The following is a 19192-nucleotide window of genomic DNA, read 5'->3' as shown; positions in this document are numbered from 1 at the left end:
CATGGAACACTATTTAAGCCTTTTCGTTGCTTCGGTTTTTGTTGAGAACTTGGCTCTGGCCTTCTTCTTGGGGATGTGTACGTTCCTGGCGGTATCAAAGAAGGTATCTGCTGCTTTTGGCTTGGGTATTGCCGTTATCGTGGTACTAACGATTTCAGTACCCGTTAACAACCTAGTGTTTAACCTTCTTTTGGCTGAAGGTGCACTCTCCTGGACCGGAATCAGTGGGGCGGAGAATATTGACCTCTCGTTCCTGGGTCTACTGAGCTATATCGGTGTTATTGCCGCTTTAGTACAGATCCTCGAAATGTTTCTGGATAAGTACGTGCCTGCGCTGTACAACGCTCTAGGCGTATTCCTCCCGCTTATTACCGTAAACTGCGCCATTCTTGGTGGCGTACTGTTCATGGTTGAGCGTAACTACAACTTCGGTGAATCCGTTATCTACGGTTTCGGCTCCGGTGTTGGTTGGGCATTGGCAATTACTGCCCTGGCGGGTATCCGTGAGAAGCTGAAGTACAGTGACGTGCCTGGCGGTTTGCAGGGTCTTGGCATCACGTTTATCACCGTTGGCTTAATGTCTCTGGGCTTTATGTCTTTCTCAGGCATTCAGCTTTAATCGGAGCTGGTTTTTCTCGGCAGCCTAGGCTGCCGAGGTACAGAAAACCCTCAGCAATAGGAAACCGACATGGTTGATACATCAGTCATCTTGCTCGGTGTTGTCATGTTCACGATCATCGTTATTAGCTTAACGGGGATTATTCTGGCAGCGCGTAGCAAGCTAGTGAGTAGCGGGGACGTGACGATTGAAGTCAACGGTGACCCCGAGCACACCTTGACGACTCAGGCGGGTGGCAAGCTTTTGAATACGCTGGCTGCCAACGGTATTTTTCTTTCCTCCGCCTGTGGCGGTGGTGGCTCCTGCGCCCAGTGTAAGTGCCGGGTAGAAGAGGGTGGCGGTTCTATCCTGCCCACCGAAGAGTCGCATTTCACCATGCGTGAAAAGAAAGATGGCTGGCGCCTCTCTTGCCAAGTACCTGTTAAGCAGGACATGAAAGTAGAAGTGCCTGAAGAAGTCTTCGGCGTTAAGAAGTGGGAAACCGAGGTGACGGCTAATCCTAACGTCGCTACCTTTATCAAAGAGCTGAACTTAAAGCTGCCGGAAGGTGAAGAAGTTGCCTTCCGCGCCGGTGGCTATGTTCAGCTGGTAGCGCCTCCCTACGATATTAAATTCTCTGATTTTGATATCGAAGAAGAGTATCGTGGGGATTGGGAAAAATTTGATATGTTCAAAATTTCCCATAAAAATGATGAAGAAGTGATTCGTGCTTACTCCATGGCGAACTACCCGGACGAGAAGGGTCTTCTCAAGTTCAATATTCGTATTGCAACGCCGCCTCCGGGCACTGACCATCCGCCGGGCCTTATGTCTACCTATGTCTTTAACCTGAAACCGGGTGACAAGGTAACCGTAATGGGGCCGTTTGGTGAGTTCTTTGCCCGAGACACTGATGCTGAAATGATCTTCATCGGTGGTGGTGCGGGTATGGCACCGATGCGTAGCCACATCTTCGATCAGCTCAAGCGCCTGAAATCTGATCGTAAAATCTCGTTCTGGTACGGTGCACGCTCCTGGCGTGAAACCTTCTACAACGAAGAGTACGATCAGTTGGCAGAAGAGTTCCCGAACTTTGAGTGGCACTTAGCCCTTTCGGATCCGCAGCCAGAAGATAACTGGGAAGGGCCGACAGGCTTCATCCATAACGTGTTGTACGAAAACTATCTGAAGGACCACCCCGCGCCTGAAGATTGCGAGTACTACATGTGTGGGCCGCCCATGATGAATGCGTCTGTTATTAAGCTACTGCTTGATATGGGCGTTGAGCCGGAAAATATTCTGCTGGATGACTTCGGCGGTTAATATCCCGGTATATGATCTGCATGCGGGGCTGGCCATTGGGTCAGCCCCGTTTGTTTTATGCCTGATCATTTTTGGAGTAGCTGAGGTACAATAAGCACATAATCTACGGCACTTACTGGCTTTAGCGTTGTCGGCAGGTGAGCAGTTAATGCAATGTCGGGAGAGTAATATGGCAATTTGGCTACTGGTGTTTGGTTTTATGGCGTTGGTAATGACCGCAATGGCGGTCGGGGTCTTGATGGGCCGTAAGCCCATTGCAGGCTCTTGTGGTGGCTTAAATCAGCTTGGCCTTAAAGAGGGCTGTGATATCTGTGGCGGCAAAGATGAAGTGTGCGAAGAAGAGAACCGCAAACGCGGAAGCGTGCGCCGCCGTAGCGATGAAAGCCGTGGTGCGGATCTTGGCTACGACGCCACACGCCGATAAACGTTAACGATGCCCGCGTGTTCAATGACATTAAACGCTCGCTTAATCGCGGGCGTTTACGTATGTGTTGGCAAATGATGTAAAGGGAATAAGGAGATCCAAAGCGTATGGCGGTTCACAATTACGATGTCGTGGTTATTGGTACTGGCCCAGCTGGGGAAAGCGCAGCTATCAACGCCGCAAAACACGGCATGCGCGTGGCAATTGTTGAGAAACAGGCTCAGGTGGGGGGTAATTGCACCCATTGGGGCACAATTCCGTCAAAAGCGTTGCGCCATCAAGTGAAGCAGATCATGGCGTTCAACACCAACCGGATGTTTCGTGATATTGGTGAACCCCGCTGGTTTTCGTTTCCTAAGGTCATGGAGCGTTCGCGCAGTACCATTGATAAGCAGGTAGAGATGCGTACAACGTTTTACGCGCGTAACCGTATCGACTTGTTCCATGGCGTTGCCCGTTTCAAAGATGACCATACAGTACTGGTAAGGGATCGCCAGGAGGGGATGGAGGAGCTGGTTGCCAAAAAAATCGTGATTGCTACGGGGTCGCGACCCTACCGTCCGGCCGATATTAACTTCCGTCATCCGCGTATTTACTGCTCTGATACGATTTTAAGCCTATCTCATACGCCCCGGACGCTGGTGATTTTTGGCGCCGGTGTTATCGGGTGTGAATACGCCTCCATCTTCTCGGGATTGGGCGTTAAGGTAGATTTGATTAATAATCGCGATAGTCTGCTCTCCTTCCTGGATGATGAGATCAGCGATGCGCTTTCGTACCACCTACGCAAACATGGCGTTTTAATTCGTCACAATGAAGAGTATGCAAGCGTTGAGGGGGATGAGTCCGGTGTCGTTGTTTACTTAAAGTCCGGTAAAAAAATCCGTGCGGATGCTTTTTTGTGGGCGAATGGGCGCACCGGTAATACCGACAGCTTAGGGCTTGAAAATATCGGCCTAGAGGCCAACAGCCGAGGCCAGCTCAGTGTAGATGAGCACTATCGCACGGAAATTCCAACGATTTATGCCGCAGGGGATGTAATTGGCTGGCCCAGCCTCGCCAGTGCCGCCTACGATCAAGGCCTAAACTCCTGTAACGAGCTGTTGGAAAAGGAGTATCGCTTTGTCAGCGATGTGCCCACCGGTATTTATACCATTCCCGAAATCAGCTCCTTTGGCCCTAATGAGCGCGAGTTAACGGAAGCCAAAATACCCTACGAAGTAGGAAAGGCGTTTTTTAAGGATACCGCGCGCGCGCAGATTACCGGCGATACAGTGGGCATGCTGAAAATTCTCTTCCACCAGGACACGTTGGAGATACTTGGCATTCACTGTTTTGGAGACCAAGCCTCCGAAATCTTGCATATCGGCCAAGCGATTATGCAGCAGGAAGGGGAGGCGAATTCATTAAAGTATTTTGTTAATACGACGTTTAATTACCCGACGATGGCTGAAGCCTATCGAGTAGCGGCACAAAATGGCTTGAACCGCGTTTTTTAACCTCTGTTAGCCACTTTTTAGCTCAGCGCCGCATGGTGCGGCGCTGGCTCAGGGGGCAACAGGCTCTCAACTCTGTTGCGTCCCCTATGTTTGGCGCTATATAACGCTTGGTCGGCCAGCGAGTACATCTGCTCGAAGGTTAGGTTGCCTTTAGGGGCGCAGGTAACGCCAATGCTAACGGTTTGCTCATCCAGTTCAGCAAGGTGGCGGAAGGATAGTTGAGCAACATCATTACGGATTCTCTCCGCTACCCGTAAGGCGGCTTGATGAGATGTGTTGGGCATCAGAAGGCAAAACTCTTCACCGCCAATACGGGCAAGCGTATCGCCTTGGCGTTTAAGCTGTTCCATGCAGGCGCTGATTAAGCGCAGCACTTCATCGCCTACCGGGTGGCCAAGCGAGTCGTTTACCCGTTTAAAGTAGTCCACGTCGATTAGTAAAAAACTTAGTGGCTGCTGTTGACGCCGGGCATTGGCTAGCTGTCCGTGCGCTGTTTTCACAAAATGGCGACGATTATAAAGCCCCGTCAGTTCGTCGGTGAGCATTAGTTTTTTGAGAGCGTTTCTATGGTTTTGTAAGCGAACAACGGCGAAAAAGAGTATCAGCGCAATCAGCATGACCATCGATACTAGTAAACCAACAGCAATCGAAAGGCGCTGCATGACTAAACGCTGCTGCCCAGCAGCGCTACTGACGACGTCATTAAGCTCGAAATACACCCATGCCATATTGGCTTCTAAATCACTGGCGATGCGCTGAAGCTCTGTGAACTGGGTCGATGTCTCCACTGCGATTTGTGCACTCTCCTCCAGCGCATCGAATTGATTAGGCAGCGCTTCGAAATCTGCGGTTAAGTAGTCGGCACGCCGAGAGAGCGGCGGGAATTGTGCTAAACCGTTTGTTACGTGATTCAGATACTGGCGAGACAACCATACACTATGGTTAATTTGACGTAGGTGAATCGCTTCGGGGTTGTTTACAAAACCTTCCAAGGCAATTTGTAATTGAGGAATGCTCTGTTGGGCGCGCACAATATCCCCAACCAGTGCCGTGTAGTCGGCACCAAGCTGCTGCCGTGCGTTATAAACGTAGCTCGCGATCAATAAGGCACCAACGCTAACACCAACCGCCAATATCGTGGCCAATTGCCAGGGGATGGAGTGGCGGCGAGGCGTTTTCATTGCTGTCGTAACTCTTTGATAGACCAAATCCAGCGAGTTAGCGGCATTGTTCCAGCGCGTACCGCTGCCAGGTTGTCGGGGGCAATAAGCATTAATGGCCCCATGTTATCAAGCGCAATAGGTTCGCCATCAAGCCGTGTTACTAAAAAATAGCGTGTTTGCGCGCGCTCTTCCCCATCGAGAAACGTTGAATAATTATCTAACGCAACGAGGCGGATGCGTTGATCAGCAGTTATACCTTGCTGCTCGATAACGTCATTTAGCCACACCCCCGTGAAAATACCGCTAAGCCCTTCAGGATGCGTCATTTCAATATCGAAAAGAGGCAGTGTTTCAAGGTCGGCCAGGGATAGCCAGTGCTGGTCGTAGCCGTGAGTGACGAGCATCACGAGCTGTTGGTTTTGAGAGGGGGAGTACTGGCTTGTCGTAACGACGCCACCCGCATAGAGAGAGGAAGGTTGCATCCAATAGGTGAGTAAGCTGATGCAAAATGCGAGAAAAGCAACACGAAACCATTGAATCTGTGCCACGCGCGAGCTGACAGACATAGGTAGGCTCCATCGGGTGCCAAGTTTGACCGTGCGGTTAGAGGTTTATAATCAAACTTAAACAAAGTTTGTTGCGATTTCCATCCTTTCTAAGAATGATTTTAAAGGATGATTAAACGCAAAGACTCACCTTATCTACTTAGTTCTCAGGAAATGAAGGACTTAGAGATTTTAACGCGTTGATAGCCTGCGGCTGCCATTCGCCCTCTAGTGAGGCGGCTTGGCGTAGTGACTCCTTGGCGGCGGCGCGGTTCTCTTGCTGTAACTGTAGAATCGCCAGGTTGAGCCATGCGGCGCCCATTGTAGGATTTAAGCGCGTAGCCGTTTCAAATGCAGCCAAGGCAGCCTCAGGCTGCTCATCGGCGTATAGCGCATTGCCTAAAGCAAACTGGCCCAGTGCGTTAGACGGGAATCGTCTCTCGAAGGCTTGCCAGCTGCTGAGCGCCGCCTGACTGCCCTGTAGTTCCTCATAGGCACTAATGGCTTCCAAGGCATTGCGAGCGGTAACGCCCTCCGGCAGGCTGCCCGGTTCGCTGACCACAAACCCCCAGCGATCAGCGCGCGCCCAGGTGGCATCAAAACGGCTGAACGACATCGTGTGGCGCTCAATTTCACCACTGCGCAGTATCAGCGTCTCGTTGGGTAAGTCAAAGCCAATGACCACCGCGTAGTGCCACATGGGGAAGGCCGGCAGGGCGAGGTTTTGCATCACCACCACAGGGTCGCCTGCATCCAGGTACGATAGCAACGTATCCATGGTGCCACGGATGGGAATCGCCAACCGCTCGTAACGGCGCACTGTGGCCAGCATTTCCGGCTGCACGCTGCCGTCACGCCCTGGCAAAAACACCTGAGGAATGAGTTCATCAAGGGTGGCATCCGCGCCTTGATGGTTCAGCACCATGGCCAGGGTGGCAGGACCGCATTGGTATTCGGTTTGAGCGAAAAACGGCACCTCGGTTAGTTCGGCGTGTGGGGTGAGTTCTGCCTTAGTGCTTTCAAGCAGTATCGGGCTGCGGGCGCAGCCAGTGAGTAGAAGAACCAATAGGCTTAACAGTAAAACGCCCGCAGAGCGGGCGTTTAGACACAGTGTGATCATGCTATGCATCTTAGCGAGTAAACGGATAAACGTCGGTCAAACCGAGAATATCGGTAATCAGCAGAATAATAAATACTGCAAACAGTGCGCCAACAACACCGGCGCCGGCAGGCAGCTGCTCAAGCTGTTCAGCCATTTGCTGGGCCTCGGTATCGCTTAGAGCGGCAACACGCGCTTCAACATCAGCAGGATCCACACCCTGCTTTAGCAGCTGGTCTTGCACATCGGCTCGCGCCAGAACGTTGTAAATACGCTCGCGGTCAGCGCCAGCGCGGTCAGCAGATAAAGCAGATTGCGTCGTCACTAGATCCATAGAGTGCGGGGCAACGGGGGCAGCCGCCACGGGTAAGCTAGTAATCACTAAAGCTGCAATCAGTAGCATCGAAAGGTAAGCACGCACTGTTTTCATCGTCTTCATCCTTAGACTCGTCAGGGAACGGTTTTTATGGCTTGAACCAATAGTATAGAAATAAATGACTTGGGGTTTAAGGCCAAACGGCAAAGTGCTAATTATTTGCACTAATGCGGTAAGTCCAAGGCGTTTCGGCCAGAATACCTTTGGCCCCTGCCATGGTCATAGCGAGATCGTTCAGTCCTGGCCACAAGGGGACATGTGAGGCCCCTTTGACCGCTAAATCTAGGCGCTGCGCCATCAGCAGCAGTTTGTGCAAACGCTTCATGGAAAGGCGGCTGATAGCTTTTTGGTAGGCCGGACGGCGTTTATCAAAAATCATCGGCTTTTGGGTTTTGCAGGCATGCTCAAAGCTTTGGCCTTGATCCAAATGCTGATGCAGCGATAGCAGAGTACGCAGCTCTCGGGTGAGCGCCCACAGCACAATAGGCGCTTCCACGCCTTCACTTTTCAGACCGTTCACGATGCGCGAAGCGCGGCTAGGCTCGCCTTTTAAGCACGCATCCGCCAGGTTGAAAACATCGAAACGGGTGCTGTCTTCAACGCCTTGCGCAATACTCTCGACGTTTAGCCGAGTATTAGGGGGGTGAATGAGCGCTAGCTTTTGCAGCTCCTGGTCAGCCGCGAGCAGGTTGCCTTCGGTGCGCTCGCCCAGCAGACGAGCGGCTTCCAGGTCAATCTGCAAACCATGCAGAGACGCTCTGTCCCGTAGCCAATAGCCAAGCCGTGAGGCATCGACCGGCCACACAGGGACAAAAATCCCTTGTTTATCTAACGCTTTGAACCAGGCGCTTTTCTGCTGTTTAGCATCCACCTTGCCCATGCTGATCAGCAGCAGGTCATCGCTGCCGTCCATCATTTCTGCGTACTGTGCGAGCGCTTTACTGCCTTCTTGACCTAACTTTTGCGTGCCTAAGCGAAGCTCTAATAGCTTACTGGTCGCAAACAAAGAGAGGTTACTGGCGGTTTCCAAAAGCCGCCCCCAGGCAAAATTGGGCTCTACATCCAGCACTTCGCGCTCTTCAATGCCCGCTTGGCGGGCGGCGGCGCGCACCGCATCGCAGGCATCGCGGTGTTGCAGCGGCTCGTCGCCTGCCACAATCACCGCTTTAGGCAGTTTTTTGGCCAGGGCAGCAGGCAGCTGGTCGGCAAATACCTTCACCTTAGCGCCTCAAGGTTGGCAAGGCGTTCCACAATACGCTGAGCCAGCTGGCGGGTGAGCGTTTGTTCGGCCTCTTGGAACAGCGTTTCCCGGTTCAGCAGGTCGTCATCATTGACGCGAATTTGCGTGCGGGTGGAAAGCGCGGCGTTGTTCAGTGCGTAGGCGTTGGTTGTCCGCTGTTGAACCGAAAGCGTGGTACTGAGCGTTAGCTCATGCTCGCGGCTGGAGCGGCTTTCTCCGCCAATACGCCTGTCTTGAAGGGTAGGCGTCCCCAGCGTTACCCGCCAGGGGGCGCCGGGGCGTACCTCTGTGCTTAACTGCTGCAACCGGGAACGAAGCTGCTGGGCGAGGGCGCTATTATCGTCGCCCTCAAGGCTTAGTGGCGGCAGTTGAGGCATCGATTCCGTGCCGCGTAAGCGAAACCCGCAACCGCTAAGTAGCACCGCCGCGAAGGCGGTGCTTGTGGCCAGAAAACGACGGCGCGTTAGTACGTTGGTTTGCTTCATCCGCTCACCACAATGTTCACCAGCTTGCCGGGCACTACGATCACTTTACGTACCGTTTTGCCTTCCAAATGGCGCTGGACGTTTTCGTTTTCCATCGCCAGCTGTTCGATGGCGGCTTTATCGGCACTGGCCGGGGCTTCCAGTCGTGCGCGAAGCTTACCGTTCACCTGTACCACCAGCTCGATGCTGTCGCGGGTCAGGGCGGCTTCGTCGACGTCCGGCCACTGGGCTTCGATGGCGGGCTGTTCGTGGCCGAACTGTTGCCACAGGGTATGGCAGAGGTGCGGCGTGATCGGGGCCAGCAGCAGGACGCAGGCCTCTAGCGCTTCACGACTGACCGCCAACCCCAGCTCGGAGGTGTCCTCGAACTTGGCCACCGCGTTGGAAAGCTCCATCACGGCCGCAATGGCGGTGTTGAACGTGGTGCGACGGCCAATGTCGTCGCTGGCTTTCTTGATGGTTTCGTGGGTTTTGCGGCGCAGCGCTTTTTGGTCGTCGTCGAGCGCCTCGAGGTTCAGCGTGCCCGGCGTGCCTGCTTCCAAGTGTTCGCTGACCTGACGCCAGATGCGCTTCAAGAAGCGATGCGCGCCTTCCACGCCGGAGTCCGACCATTCCAGCGACTGCTCGGGCGGTGCCGCGAACATCATGAACAGGCGCACGGTGTCGGCGCCGAACTTGTCGATCATCGATTGCGGATCGACGCCGTTGTTCTTCGATTTGGACATCTTCTCGATGCCACCCATCTCCACCGGCTGGCTGTCGCTCATCAGTATGGCGCTCAGTGGTCTGCCTTTCTCGTCGCGCTTCACTTCCACATCGGCGGGGTTAAACCACTCTTTACCGCCGTTCTCTTTGATGCGGTAGAAGGTTTCGGCGATCACCATGCCTTGGGTGAGCAGCTGCTGGAACGGCTCGTCGGAATCGACCATGCCGAAATCGCGCAGCAGCTTGTGGAAGAAGCGGGCGTAGAGCAGGTGCAGAATGGCGTGCTCGATACCACCAATGTAGAGATCCACCGGCAGCCAGTAGTTGGCGCGCTCGTCCAGCATCGCCTCGTGGTTATCCGCACAGCAGAAGCGAGCGAAGTACCAGGAGGACTCCATGAAGGTATCGAAGGTGTCGGTTTCACGCACCCAGCCGTCGCCCAGCTCAGAGAACTCCGGCATCTTCTTCAGCGGCGAGCCGGAGGCATCCACGGTGACTTCCATGGGCAGGGCGACAGGCAGCTCGTCATCGGAAAGCGGTACGGTTTGGCCTTCCGGGCCATACTTCACCGGAATCGGCGCGCCCCAGTAGCGCTGGCGGGCAATGCCCCAATCGCGCAGGCGGTAGTTGGTTTTTACTTCGCCACGGCCAAGCTTGGCCAGCTTCGCGGCAATGGCATCGAACGCCGCTTGGAATTCCAGGCCATCGAACTCGCCAGAATTGATCAGCGTGCCGTGCTCTACATACGCGCCTTCTGAGATATCCGGCGTGTTGCCGTGCTCATCGGCCACTACCGGCTTCAGCTCGACGCCGTACTTGGTAGCGAACTCCCAGTCGCGCTGGTCGTGGGCGGGCACAGCCATGACCGCGCCGGTGCCGAACTCCATGAGCACGAAGTTGGCCACAAAGACGGGCACTTCTTCACCACTCAACGGGTGAATGGCTTTATGGCCCGTGGCCATGCCTAGCTTCTCTTTGGTGGCCATTTCCGCTTCAGAGGTGCCGCCTTTGGCGCACTCTTCACAGAACGCCGCGATCTCGCTGCTCTGCTCGGCGGCTTGCTTGGCCAGCGGGTGGCCGGCGGCCACGGCCACGTAGGTCACGCCCATCAGCGTATCGGGGCGGGTGGTGTACACCGCCATCGGCTCGCAGGTGCTACCATCGGCGGCTTTGATATCAAAGCTCAGCTCGACGCCACGGGATTTACCAATCCAGTTGCGCTGCATGGTCTTGACCTGCTCGGGCCACTCGACGTTATCCAAATCCGCCAGCAGCTCATCGGCGTAGTCGGTGATCTTCAAGAACCACAGCGGGATCTCTTTGCGCTCCACCGGTGCACCGGAGCGCCAGCCGCAGCCGTCGATGACCTGCTCGTTGGCCAGCACGGTTTGGTCGACCGGGTCCCAGTTCACCGTGGACATCTTCTTGTAGACCAGCCCTTTCTCCACCAGCTTGGTGAAGAACCACTGCTCCCAGCGGTAGTAGCTGGTGTCGCAGGTAGCGAATTCACGGCTCCAGTCGTAGGCAAAGCCCAATGCCTTCAACTGGTTACGCATGTAATCGATGTTTTGGTAGGTCCACTTAGCGGGTGGCACCTGGTTTTGGATCGCGGCATTTTCCGCCGGCATCCCGAACGCGTCCCAGCCCATGGGCTGCATAACATTTTTACCCTGCATGCGCTGGAAACGTGAGACAACGTCGCCGATAGTGTAGTTACGCACGTGGCCCATGTGCAGCTTGCCGCTAGGGTAGGGGAACATGGATAGGCAGTAGAACTTTTCGCGGTTGGCGTCTTCTACGGCTTTAAAGCACTGGTGCTTGTCCCAGTACTGTTGAGCGTCACGTTCGATCTCACGGGGGCTGTATTGTGCGTCCATCGGTATTTTCAATGCCTTGGGATAATTCGCCCCTGTTCAGGGCGCAAAGTGAATAGTAGATGACGGGTGTCAGATAAGTAGCGTCGATTGTATCCTATGCGGGTGTATCCTTGAACGGCTAGCCGATGATAGGCATCACCTGTGGCAACAAAAGGAGAGGACCCATGGATAAACATAATGATCACCGCCTTCGTGAAGGCTACGAGCGCCTGTTGGAACGCATGCAGGATGGCGCCAACGAGCTCACTTGGGACAACCTGCAGAAGGATTTGGACGATGCTGTTGCCTTTGAAGCAGAGCTTGAGGAGTACACCAAAGACGAACTAGCCCTGCTACGTGCCTGGGTAGAGCGTGATCTAAAAGACATGCGCTATTACATGGCGGATACCGGCAAGCAGGTCGCTAGCTGGCTGGGCATCGATCTCGACCAGCTTTCCCGCCGCGTGGCGGAATCGCTGCTTTCGATTGCCGACCGTAGCATCGTCGAACGTGAACGCTTTGAAGACGACCTGGAAGCCGCGCGTGCCGACTACTGCGAAGGCGAAATGGCTGCCCCTGGGTTAATGGCCTGCACCCACTGTGATGCTCAGGTCATGCTTAACGAAGTAGCCCGGATAGAACCCTGCCACCAGTGCGGCCACCGCTACTTCTACCGCTTTCCGAGCAAAATCGTCGAAACCTAAACACCTAATCTAGCCAAGTGCTTAAGCCTGCGATCGCCCCCAGCGAGAGCAGGCTCATCATTGCCGCATAAGGCAGGTTATCTTTCATCATGCGATAACCGCTCACCCCATAACGCCCCTGCAACGACAGGTTAATACCGGAAAGCGGACCTACGCTGGTGCCCACCGCCCAGGCGCTAAGCGCCACAAAGGCAAACAGCGTTTGCTCCCCGCCCCTTAAATCCAAAATAGACGCCAGCACGGAAACACCAATAATCGGGTGCAGCCCCACCAGCGCGCTCAGCGTAATCGCCGCAAAGCTGGCCATGGCCTGCCACGTGCCAAAGCGGGCAAACAGCGTCCACTCATCACCTGCGGCGGCAGCCACCAGTGTCGAAAGCCCTAACGTTAATAACCCCGCCGCCAAAAACAGCGAAATTTCCCCGCGCATGGCGGGCAGGCGGGTAAAGGTGTGCTGACGAATACGGTGCAGGGTAAAGCGCGGGCCTTCCCGCAAGTTGCTTAACAGCGCCACCCCCGGCAGTAAAAAGGTAATAATGCTGACGATGGTGAGCGACGGCGTAATCCAGAAGTGAAACAGCATCACCAGCGCCGCCATGCCCGCAGGCATGAGCAGGCTGCGGGGTGAAAGCGAAAAGCCATCCACCTCGGTTAAATCAAACCGCCGCCTCAGCTCCAGCGTGGTTAATAGCCCCGAGAGCATGGCGATAGGAAAGCCCACCACGGCAATCTGGGCGTACTGCACCGACGGCACCAGCGCAATCACCACCGCCATAGAAGCAAAGAAGGGCGACCATAACGCAGCGCTAGAAAGCCCCCGGTTCAATGCTAATAGCTGCGGCGTGGTTAACGGCGCACGCCGCGCTAAACGATCGCCCACCATAAACACCGTGGAAAGATTCAAAATCGTGCCGAGAAAATGCACCCCCAACCAGGTACGCAGCACGCCATCCGCCCCCGTCACCCGTTTACCCGGCGGGCGCTTATTGCCCTGGGTGCCCATCAGCGAGATAAAGCTCACGCCTACCAGCATGCTGACCACAAACACATTGCCCTGCAGCACGGCAGGCCAGTTGACCGCCGCGCCGTACACCATTTGCGCCACCACCAGCATCACCACGCCCAGGGCAATCAGCACCCCCGCTTGGATGCGTGAGCGCTTGGGAATATCCCGCCACAGCAGCGCCACCGCCGCCCACAGCAAATAACTCACCGCCTGAGCAGTCGGCACCGCGCTGGTAAAGCCAATAATTTGTGCGAACAGCCCAAAAAGAATCAAAACCCCTGCCAAGCGCTGCCGCGTCGTTGTCTCTTGCATCTCAATCCCTTACTGGTTGAGTTAGCAGGCTAATCGGGTTTGCGAGAGAAGGCTAGTGGTGGAGAGGGCAAAGGCCCATATAGGCAACTGTGTGTACAAAATAACCTGCCAAGCGCGTGACCTAAGCTGAATTTGTTAATAGAGTAGGAGAAGAAAAGCAAAACGAGTGGGCACGATAACTAAAGATATGTAGTCAGCTATGGGTAGTTGATTATAAAAATTAAAAACTTATAGGGAATGATTGGGCTGTATTTCCCGAATGAATGTGCTGGCGCGTTTATTGAGGATATGCAGCGGACTATATAATAACTGTTAGGCATATACATGAAGACTGAGCTTGTAATAGGTTGGGGTTTGATACTTAAACTCGGCGGAACGGGTGTGCTTGTCTATATCGTGACTCCAGCTTTATTGGTGTTTCGTGATTTGTTTTTATGGAAAATAATCGAGAAATTCATCCTTAACGAAAAGCTGATTATCGCAATTAATCTGAGAGCTTCAGCTGTCTACGAACTGAATAGCCGTTATAACAAGAAGGAGAAAATCGAATTTGGGCGTAAAGGTCGCACCGTCTACCTTGATGGTGAGGAGGTCAGTGAAGACGAGTATCAATGGTATTGGCGTCGCCAAGAATCCCTAAAAGGCAAAGAGCGTCGGGCCGGTCGAATCATTCAGTGGAGAAGTAATCTGCTCAATTGGCTTCTGAGGCATTATAAGCAACATGGCGAATCGAACCCGATTCCTGAGGTGGAAGAGGAGGCGCATGAAAAGGTCGAGGCGAGACATCTTCGTCGGGTTACTAGCGAAGAAGCCTAACCAATCGCTTGGGTTCGCTCCGGCCCTTATCTGGCCTCCGCCGGACTGGCTTTGCGTTGTGCGTTAGCGGCAGGCAATAGAGGGAAAACTGATGGCCGATTATCTTGGTTCTTGTCTGTGTGGCAATACAAAATTTGAAGTGCAAGGTGATCTCGACAGCTTTTACCTTTGTCATTGCCAGCATTGCCAAAAGGATACCGGGTCAGCTTACGCAGCCAATTTATTTTTGAAGTCAGCCAAGTTAACTTGGTTGGCGGGCTCTGAAGATGTGACAACCTTCACGCTTCCAGGCAGTCGCCACAAGAAAGGTTTTTGTAAGTTCTGTGGTTCAGCTCTGCCAAGCATTCATGAGCCAGGTCTGCTCGTCATTCCCGCTGGCAGTTTAGATACGGAAGTCTTTATGTCACCCACAGCGCATATCTTTACATCGAGAAAGGCAGGTTGGGAGGAGGCGATGAACGACATACCAGAGTTCGAGGGACTTCCAGAGCCAACCAAGCGTGCATGACCAAGCGATCAGGGAGGCGCTAACGGAGCCTATGAACAACCCCCATATCGCCATATTCGATGGTGTCTGCAACTTCTGTAACGGCGCAGTGCATTTCATCATCCAGCGAGACCCAGAGGGCGCCTTTGCATTCACCCCAATGCAGAGCAAGTTGGCGCAAGAGTTAACGGAGCGTTTTAACGTCCCCGATGTGGGAATGGATACCTTGGTGCTTATCAAAAATGGTAAGTGTTATGTTCTCTCTGATGCCGCCCTTGAGATAGCGAAAGACCTGAAAGGGCCGTGGCGGTTCTGTTATGCATTCAAGATCGTGCCCAGGCCGATCAGAGACGCGGCTTATAAGTTGTTCGCTCGGAATCGCTATAGGCTTTTTGGTAAGAAGGATGTCTGCATGGTGCCGTCAGAGGAAGTGAAGTCTCGGTTTATGGGTATCAATACATAGCCTGACATGCCGAACTTGGGCTAATCGCTCGTTATCACGCGCTACAACTTCATCCGATGCCTGCTAGTGTCAGTAGGATTCTGTGTCTATGGTACTAACACCATAAGGAAACGGTCACCCATGCCCACCGCTATTGTTCTTGGTGCTACTGGCGCTATCGGCCAGCAGCTTGTCACTCAGCTTACTCAGCGAGGTGAGGTGGAACGTGTCATCATCGTTACCCGCCGTGAGCTGGATCTTACCCATGAATTTCCCAACGCTGTCGTTTCTAAAATCCATCCTGCGCTGATCGATTTCGACCAGTTAGAAGCCCAAGCCGCCGAGTGTATGCCCGCAGGTGCCGTGGCCTTTGTGGCGTTGGGCACTACGAAAAAGCAGGCGGGGAGTAAAGAGGTGTTTCGCCGTGTGGATTATGGGTTGGTCTTGGCGTTTGCGCGGGCGTGTAAAACGGCGGGGGTGAGACGGTTGGGCGTAGTGACCGCCCACGGGGCCAATGCGCATTCCAAAGTATTTTATAACCAAGTGAAAGGCGAGGTGGAGAGGGATATTCAGGCGCTGGAGTTGCCCTGCGTGTTTTTAGCGCGGCCTTCGCTGTTATTAGGGCGGCCAGACGATGGCCGAATGGGAGAAAAGTGCGCGAGCGCGTTGCTGGCCCCAGCGGCGCGTGTGTTGCCGCGCTCAGTTAGGCCGATAGAGGTAAGCCGCGTTGCGACAGCCATGATAGCGGAGGCGATAGATGGTGAGAATGAGTACTCTTTTTGTGTGATATCGAATGCCGCTATGCATCAGCATGGCGAGTGATGGGTTCTATATTGCGTGTGCAGCACTGCTTTTTGCATGATGCAGCAAGCACGTCATACGCTATTGGGAGAGGCGATGGGCACTATGCAAAGCCCCCTGATAGGTCAAGTCGCGAGTTAAATGACGTAGAGGACGCCGTAGAGAATGAAGGGAAAAATACCGCTCTGGCTCAAAATTAGTTACACCCTCATGGTGTTGGTGATTATACCGGTTTATTGGCGTGACCTAGGGCCTGCTAATTTTTTGTGGTTCTCGGATATTGCACTTATTGCACTAGTGGCTGCTATGTGGCTAGAGAACCGGCTTATCAATAGCACCATGGCCGTGGCCGTGCTTTTTCTTGAGACGGTTTGGGTAATCGATTTTCTCACCGGGGGGAACCTGATTCAGATAAGCGCCTATATGTTTGATCCGGAAACCGACACACATATTCGAATTCTGTCAGGGCTATTTCACATGGCGCTGCCGCCGGTACTGCTCTATCTGCTGGTGAAGCTGAGGTACGACCAGCGGGCGCTGTTGATGCAAACTATCATCGCCCTTGTGGTGCTGCCGGTAACGTATTGGCTAACCGAGCCTGAAGACAATATTAATTGGGTCTATGGGCCGGTAGGACCGCAGGATATGTTGGCTGATTATCTGTATCTGGCACTGCTTGCCGGTGTCCTAATCGTGGTGCTTTACTTGCCTTCTCATCTGCTTTTTAAACATTTTTTTAGTCACCAATAATTTTACCAGTGAAGGAGGGGCTTTAAGGTTTAAAGCAAAGAATAGGGCTACTTATCACGGTTTTCCCCCTGTGCTTTTTCCAGCTCTTCAATCATTTTTCTCGCAGCATTAGAAAGCGTGCGGTTGTTATGCACAAGATAGCCCAGCGGACGGTGGATGGGGGCGGTATCTACCGATAGCTCCACCAGCTCGCTGTCGATCATTTTTTCGGGCAGTAGGCTCCAGCCTAACCCCACGCTGCACATCATTTTGAGCGTTTCCAAGTAATTGGTCGACATGCTCACCGGCAGAGTTAGCCCTGCCTCTTCAAAGCGCTGGCCAATCAGGGTGCGGGTGAACGTCTTAGCGCCGGGCAGCACGCAGTGGAAGTCGCACAGCTCCTGTAAGCTAAGCGCCTTGGCGTGTTGGCGCGCGCGCTCGGCTAAAGGGTGGTCGGCGGCGCACACAAAGCAGAGTCGGTCGCGCCATAGTTCCACCACCTGAAGCTGCTCAATGGGGTGCGGGGCAAGTGTCACAATCGCCATTTCTAGCGTGCCGTCCATCACGCCTTGGTAGGCAAGCTCGGAATCTAGAAAATGCAGGTCTAGTGCGACGTCTGGATGGCGCTGGGTGTACTGTTTTAACAGTGGCGGTAGCCGGTGCAGACCAATGTGGTGGCTGGTGGCGAGCGTGAGCTTACCGCCCACTTGGCCGGAGAGATTGGCCAGCGCGCGGCGGCTGTCTTCCACGGTAAACAGAATGCGCTGAGCGCGGGGCAGCAGCAGGTTGCCCGCTTCGGTTAGCGCAATGCGCCTGCCAATGCGGTCGAAGAGCCGCGTGCCCAGCAAATCCTCCAGCGTAGCAATGCGTTTGCTTACCGCAGGCTGCGTGAGATGCAACTGCTCGGCGGCGCGGGAGAAGCTTTGGGTGTTTGCCACGGCGAGAAAGGCTTGCAGGCTTTGGGTATCCACGGGCGGCTCTCTGTCTTCTATTCCTGTTTGGAATCTAAAGTATGAATAACATGAATTGCTTTTATGTGCGAGTCGCGTAACACTCTCTCCATTGCATTCTAAGCAGCACGCAGAGGCTGCTACACCGAACTAGCAGGGCACCGCCCAGGAGAGCCACATGTCAGGTCAAACGCTTTACGACAAACTCTGGAACCAGCACTTGGTGAAACAGCGCGATGACGGTACGGCGCTTATTTACATCGACCGCCAGTTGCTCCACGAAGTGACTTCGCCCCAGGCGTTTGAAGGCCTGCGTTTGGCCAAGCGTAAGCCCTGGCGTTTGGATGCCAACCTGGCAACCCCCGACCACAACGTACCTACCACGGTGAAAGAACGCGCCGAAGGCAACAGCGGCATTAAAGACCCGGTATCGCTCATTCAGGTACAAACCCTGGATGATAACTGTCTTGAGTACGGTATCGAAGAGTTCAAAATCAACGACCCTCGCCAGGGTATCGTGCACGTGGTCGGCCCCGAGCAGGGCGCGACGCTGCCGGGCATGACCGTGGTGTGCGGCGACTCTCACACCGCTACCCACGGCGCGTTTGGTGCTTTGGCCCATGGTATTGGCACGTCAGAAGTTGAGCACGTGTTGGCCACCCAATGCTTGCTGGCGCAGAAAATGAAGAACATGCAGGTGCGCGTGGAAGGCGAGTTAGGCCTGGGTGTTACCGCTAAAGATGTGGTGCTGGCCATTATCGGTAAGATCGGTACCGCGGGCGGTACGGGCTACGCCATCGAGTTCGCGGGCAGCGCCATTGAATCGCTCTCTATGGAAGGCCGCATGACCGTGTGCAACATGGCGATTGAAGCCGGTGCACGCGTGGGCCTCATCGCCGTAGACGACACGACGATTAACTACTTGGGCGAGCGCCCCTTCGCGCCTACCGCCGAGCAGTGGGAAGCCGCCGTGGCGGATTGGCGAAACTTGGTGTCTGATGCGGATGCGCACTTCGATAAAGTCGTAACACTGAAAGCCGAAGAGATTGAGCCGCAGGTCAGCTGGGGCACTAGCCCGGAAATGGTCACCGGTATTTCAGGTCAAGTGCCGGACCCGCAAGCCGCCGATGACGAAACCGTTCAGCGCAGCCACAGCCGAGCGCTTGAGTACATGGGCTTGCAGGCGAACCAGAAAATTACCGATATCAAGCTGGATAAAGTCTTTATCGGCTCTTGCACTAACTCGCGTATTGAAGACCTGCGCGAAGCGGCAAAAGTGGCCAAAGGCAATAAAGTGGCGGATTCCATTAAACTTGCCATGGTAGTGCCGGGGTCTGGTTTGGTTAAGCGCCAAGCAGAGGCGGAAGGCCTGGACAAAATCTTTATCGAGGCGGGCTTTGAGTGGCGCGAGCCGGGCTGCTCCATGTGTTTGGCCATGAACGCCGATAAACTGGGCGCTGGCGAGCACTGTGCGTCTACCTCTAACCGTAACTTTGAAGGGCGCCAGGGCTACGGTGGTCGTACTCACTTGGCCAGCCCTGCCATGGCAGCGGCGGCGGCCATTGCCGGCCACTTTGTCGATGTCCGCACTTTACCCGCTAACGACGCCACTCACGCGCAGGAGGCCTAAGC

At 54.3% G+C, this 19192-nt stretch carries 20 protein-coding genes; 11 read left to right on the top strand and 9 right to left on the bottom strand.

Translation table 11 applies throughout. The features are described from left to right. Position 1: 1 nt before the first annotated feature. The 4 genes from nqrE (at position 2) to sthA (ending at position 3844) form a co-directional block, all read left to right on the top strand. Positions 2-619, top strand: coding sequence for an NADH:ubiquinone reductase (Na(+)-transporting) subunit E (nqrE, locus tag LOS15_RS07690; protein WP_009723509.1), 618 nt, complete (start codon positions 2-4; stop codon positions 617-619). A gap of 69 nt (positions 620-688) precedes the next feature. Further along, positions 689-1921 (top strand): NADH:ubiquinone reductase (Na(+)-transporting) subunit F, encoded by a 1233-nt coding sequence (nqrF, locus tag LOS15_RS07685; protein WP_263069328.1) that lies wholly within the window; start codon positions 689-691, stop codon positions 1919-1921. 169 nt (positions 1922-2090) lie between these two features. Beyond that, a complete protein-coding gene (nqrM, locus tag LOS15_RS07680; protein ID WP_263069326.1) occupies positions 2091-2345 on the top strand; it encodes a (Na+)-NQR maturation NqrM in 255 nt (84 codons plus the stop codon). Between the two features lie 107 nt (positions 2346-2452). Then, the gene (sthA, locus tag LOS15_RS07675) at positions 2453-3844 is read left to right on the top strand and encodes a Si-specific NAD(P)(+) transhydrogenase (protein WP_263069325.1); all 1392 of its coding nucleotides are present in this window, start codon (positions 2453-2455) and stop codon (positions 3842-3844) included. A 17-nt stretch (positions 3845-3861) separates the two neighbouring features. Here sthA and LOS15_RS07670 read toward each other — a convergent pair whose 3' ends face one another. The 7 genes from LOS15_RS07670 to leuS all read right to left on the bottom strand — a co-directional run bounded on the left by LOS15_RS07670 (position 3862) and on the right by leuS (position 11334). Continuing rightward, positions 3862-5025: a sensor domain-containing diguanylate cyclase gene (locus LOS15_RS07670; RefSeq protein ID WP_263069323.1), complete on the bottom strand. Its 1164-nt coding sequence runs from the start codon at positions 5023-5025 to the stop codon at positions 3862-3864. After that, positions 5022-5573, bottom strand: coding sequence for a hypothetical protein (locus LOS15_RS07665; protein WP_263069322.1), 552 nt, complete (start codon positions 5571-5573; stop codon positions 5022-5024). Before LOS15_RS07665 ends, LOS15_RS07670 begins: the two co-directional genes overlap by 4 nt. 139 nt (positions 5574-5712) lie before the next feature. Continuing rightward, a complete protein-coding gene (locus tag LOS15_RS07660; RefSeq protein WP_263069320.1) occupies positions 5713-6672 on the bottom strand; it encodes a PA2778 family cysteine peptidase in 960 nt (319 codons plus the stop codon). Positions 6673-6682: 10 nt separating this feature from the next. Continuing rightward, positions 6683-7081 carry a PA2779 family protein gene (locus LOS15_RS07655; protein ID WP_263069319.1) on the bottom strand — a complete coding sequence of 133 codons (399 nt, stop codon included), beginning with the start codon at positions 7079-7081 and terminating at the stop codon, positions 6683-6685. Positions 7082-7178: 97 nt separating this feature from the next. Beyond that, positions 7179-8246 carry a DNA polymerase III subunit delta gene (gene holA / locus LOS15_RS07650; protein ID WP_263069318.1) on the bottom strand — a complete coding sequence of 356 codons (1068 nt, stop codon included), beginning with the start codon at positions 8244-8246 and terminating at the stop codon, positions 7179-7181. Further along, entirely contained in the window at positions 8243-8752 is a 510-nt protein-coding gene (lptE, locus tag LOS15_RS07645) for an LPS assembly lipoprotein LptE (protein ID WP_263069316.1), read from the bottom strand. The genes holA and lptE overlap by 4 nt, the downstream gene beginning before the upstream one ends. After that, entirely contained in the window at positions 8749-11334 is a 2586-nt protein-coding gene (gene leuS / locus LOS15_RS07640) for a leucine--tRNA ligase (RefSeq protein ID WP_263069313.1), read from the bottom strand. The genes lptE and leuS overlap by 4 nt, the downstream gene beginning before the upstream one ends. Before the next feature lie 164 nt (positions 11335-11498). Between leuS and LOS15_RS07635 the strand changes: the two genes are divergently transcribed. Continuing rightward, positions 11499-12017 carry a zinc ribbon-containing protein gene (locus LOS15_RS07635; RefSeq protein ID WP_263069312.1) on the top strand — a complete coding sequence of 173 codons (519 nt, stop codon included), beginning with the start codon at positions 11499-11501 and terminating at the stop codon, positions 12015-12017. Between the two features lie 4 nt (positions 12018-12021). Here the strand turns inward: LOS15_RS07635 and LOS15_RS07630 are convergent, their stop codons facing one another. Then, positions 12022-13335: a hypothetical protein gene (locus LOS15_RS07630; RefSeq protein WP_263069310.1), complete on the bottom strand. Its 1314-nt coding sequence runs from the start codon at positions 13333-13335 to the stop codon at positions 12022-12024. A 324-nt stretch (positions 13336-13659) separates the two neighbouring features. Between LOS15_RS07630 and LOS15_RS07625 the strand changes: the two genes are divergently transcribed. The 5 genes from LOS15_RS07625 (at position 13660) to LOS15_RS07605 (ending at position 16631) form a co-directional block, all read left to right on the top strand. Next, a complete protein-coding gene (locus LOS15_RS07625; RefSeq protein WP_263069308.1) occupies positions 13660-14151 on the top strand; it encodes a hypothetical protein in 492 nt (163 codons plus the stop codon). Between the two features lie 91 nt (positions 14152-14242). Continuing rightward, positions 14243-14659 carry a GFA family protein gene (locus LOS15_RS07620; RefSeq protein WP_263069307.1) on the top strand — a complete coding sequence of 139 codons (417 nt, stop codon included), beginning with the start codon at positions 14243-14245 and terminating at the stop codon, positions 14657-14659. Positions 14660-14690: 31 nt separating this feature from the next. Continuing rightward, positions 14691-15101, top strand: a complete 411-nt coding sequence (locus LOS15_RS07615) for a thiol-disulfide oxidoreductase DCC family protein (RefSeq protein ID WP_263069306.1) — start codon at positions 14691-14693, stop codon at positions 15099-15101. Positions 15102-15221: 120 nt separating this feature from the next. Beyond that, a complete protein-coding gene (locus LOS15_RS07610) occupies positions 15222-15902 on the top strand; it encodes an NAD(P)H-binding protein (RefSeq protein ID WP_263069305.1) in 681 nt (226 codons plus the stop codon). Between the two features lie 144 nt (positions 15903-16046). Next, on the top strand, positions 16047-16631 hold the full coding sequence (locus LOS15_RS07605) for a hypothetical protein (protein ID WP_263069304.1): 585 nt from the start codon (positions 16047-16049) through the stop codon (positions 16629-16631). 47 nt (positions 16632-16678) lie between these two features. Here the strand turns inward: LOS15_RS07605 and LOS15_RS07600 are convergent, their stop codons facing one another. Continuing rightward, entirely contained in the window at positions 16679-17581 is a 903-nt protein-coding gene (locus LOS15_RS07600; protein ID WP_263069301.1) for a LysR family transcriptional regulator, read from the bottom strand. A 157-nt stretch (positions 17582-17738) separates the two neighbouring features. Here LOS15_RS07600 and leuC point away from each other — a divergent pair, with 157 nt between their 5' ends. After that, positions 17739-19190, top strand: coding sequence for a 3-isopropylmalate dehydratase large subunit (gene leuC / locus LOS15_RS07595; RefSeq protein ID WP_263069299.1), 1452 nt, complete (start codon positions 17739-17741; stop codon positions 19188-19190). Positions 19191-19192 lie beyond the last annotated feature (2 nt).

This window comes from Halomonas sp. 7T (assembly GCF_025643255.1).
GTDB lineage: Bacteria > Pseudomonadota > Gammaproteobacteria > Pseudomonadales > Halomonadaceae > Vreelandella.
This window is presented reverse-complemented; position numbering and strand designations above follow the sequence as displayed.